This is a genomic window from Robertmurraya sp. DFI.2.37 (assembly GCF_029211245.1).
Taxonomy (GTDB): domain Bacteria; phylum Bacillota; class Bacilli; order Bacillales; family Cytobacillaceae; genus Robertmurraya; species Robertmurraya methanolica_A.
This window is the reverse complement of sequence record NZ_JARGEJ010000120.1, coordinates 1-2,428: the sequence shown is the minus strand read 5'-3', so window position 1 is coordinate 2,428 and position 2,428 is coordinate 1. Positions and strand designations below refer to the sequence as shown.

Sequence of the window (2,428 nt, the reverse complement as noted above, 5' to 3'; positions counted from 1 at the left end):
GATGCTTCATACGATAACTATCTTCATTTAAATGAATGATTTCTACTCGGTGAAGAATCCTATCTAGAATTGCTGTTGTTATAGCTTGATCACCCAATAATTCTCCCCATTCTTTTGGTGCCTTATTAGAGGTCAAGATAATGGAAGACTGATTATACAAGTCATTAATTAAATGAAAGAACATATTAGCTTCTTGTTGATCCATTGCCATAAACATTAAGTCATCTATTATGACTAAATCAGCCTCTCTAATTCTTTTCATTCTTGCTTTTGACTTTCGTGTGATTTCTTCTGTTTTCAGGTTATGAATTAAATCTCCCATTGATGTGAATATCGCTTTATACCCTTGGTTAATAGCCTCTATTCCTAGGCCTACGGCCAGGTGAGTTTTACCTACACCTGGTGGCCCTAATAAAATCAAATTGTACAGCTGTTCTATCCAAGTTAAATCTTTTAATCTATTTAGTTGTTTGTTGCTTAAAGACTTTTGTTCTTTTAAATTAAACTCCTCAAGTGTTTTGCTGAAAGGAAAAGTTGCCCACTTTAATCGGTTGTTTAGTTGCTTTTCTTCTCTTCGAGTTTGCTCATAAGAAGTGACATCTAACAGGAATTGAGTAAATGAAAGGTCTTTTTGCTCAGCTTCTCTGATCAAATGGGGGAGATGCTTGGCAGTTTCAACGAGTCTTAACCCTTTCATTATGTCTTGTAATTGTTGGATTTGGCTCATCGCTATTCAACCTCCATTAAAACCGTGTAAGTATCTACTTTTCTTTTGTATGCTTCTGTTTCTAAAACCCATTCTGATAGCCTGTTCAAAGTCTTAACTTCTTTCTTTTTATCAATAACTGTTTCATGTACCTGGCGCTGACGTTTCACATATGCAATGATATCACCAAAATCAGTTGCACTGTATAATTTCCTTTTTAAACACTCTGCTAACGCTTTAGTCAGTACTTCGTTATCGATACCTTTTGTTTCGCGCAAGATGATTTGCAACTGGTCTTTAATGTAACGAGGATTTTTTTCCCTAACCTTCTCTAAATATTTAAAGGCTAGTTCTTTATCTTCAAATCTCTCAGCCACTGTATTAATGAATGCTCCAACACCTTTTGTACGATCCCTACTATGTTTTTTATCTTTTATTAACATCCCTTTCCCTTCGGGAATTGAATGTTTTGCAATAATTTCGCCAGTATCAGGTATATAAATAACTAATTCTTTAGTCTCCGTTTCCTTGATACATACTTTTTCATATTTGTTATAAGTTCCAAGTGGAAGAGAGTACCGATTAGATTGGTAACGAATAGTATTGTCCTTATGAACACATCTTGCTATACTTATCTCATAGTTATTTTGAATATCTATATTTTGGGAGACTGGTTTTAAGTGTTGCTTTTCCAGGAGGAACACTTCGAATGGTCTCTTTTTTGTTGTATTGTGTATTTTATAGTTACCCGTTCTGTTCAGCCATTCCCATCCTTGCTCATTCCAAGAGTCGATGTTATGAAACACTCTATGTTTGGCATAGTTTTGTTTGATAAATCCAACTACATTTTCTATTCTTCCCTTACTCTCAGGGTCAGCTTTTCTACAAACCCGAAGGTTTATTCCTCTGGATTCTCTATACTGCTGAAATTCTTTAGTTAAAATTAGATCTCCACCATTTTCGCTAACAACAATTAAACTATCTTGGTCATAAACGATCTCATTGGTCATTCCTCCATACCATTTAAACGCGTTCTCATGGGCTTGTATAACATCCCGTGTTGTAAATGGTCTATCCAACCACTCTTTATACTTTTGTCTAGAATGTGATAAGACAAAAGCTATAAAGTTGAGTTTGGCTTCCTTATTATCAACAGTTTTTTGTCTCGTATGACCAAAATCTACTTGCATTTGTTCTCCCATTGGGGGATCAGGAATTGCCTCATACATTCGAGGAGATGTTTCCTTATTTATTTTGTATTCTTCTCTTAATGCTTTTACATATGTTCTTACTGTACTTTCTCCAACAGTTAGATCTTTATATTTCTCTAAAAGCCAATCATAAACTTGTGCTGCTGACATATCCGGATGCATTCTCAACCAAGATAAAATCAGTTCTTTATATGGATCTAATTTTTTCTTTTTATACTGAAGAGAATCAACCCATTCCGCCATCTCCGAAGGAGATCTCTTTAAGTGCCTGTAAACAGTTGTTCGAGAAACCCCTAACTTTTCAGCTATCTTTGTCTGACTAAATCCTTGCTTTAATAATTGCTTTATCTCCATGTACATTTCCCACTTATCCACCTTCGCTAACCTCCACTGCAAGTATGAACTATGATCATTTTACAGTGATAGGTTGATATTTTTTGCTGGTATATTTGGGTAAATAAGCGTTTCATCTTATCAAGCAAAAACTGTACACTTTATTCTAGCAGTCACA

Annotated in this window: 2 protein-coding genes; both read right to left on the bottom strand. The window is 35.0% G+C overall.

Translation table 11 applies throughout. The features are described 5' to 3' along the window. The coding region (gene istB, locus PZE06_RS25625; RefSeq protein ID WP_151026304.1) for an IS21-like element helper ATPase IstB at window positions 1-727 on the bottom strand (727 nt) is incomplete at its 3' end. Window positions 728-729: 2 nt separating this feature from the next. Continuing rightward, entirely contained in the window at window positions 730-2,292 is a 1,563-nt protein-coding gene (gene istA / locus PZE06_RS25620; protein ID WP_016205450.1) for an IS21 family transposase, read from the bottom strand. Between the last annotated feature and the right edge of the window lie 136 nt (window positions 2,293-2,428).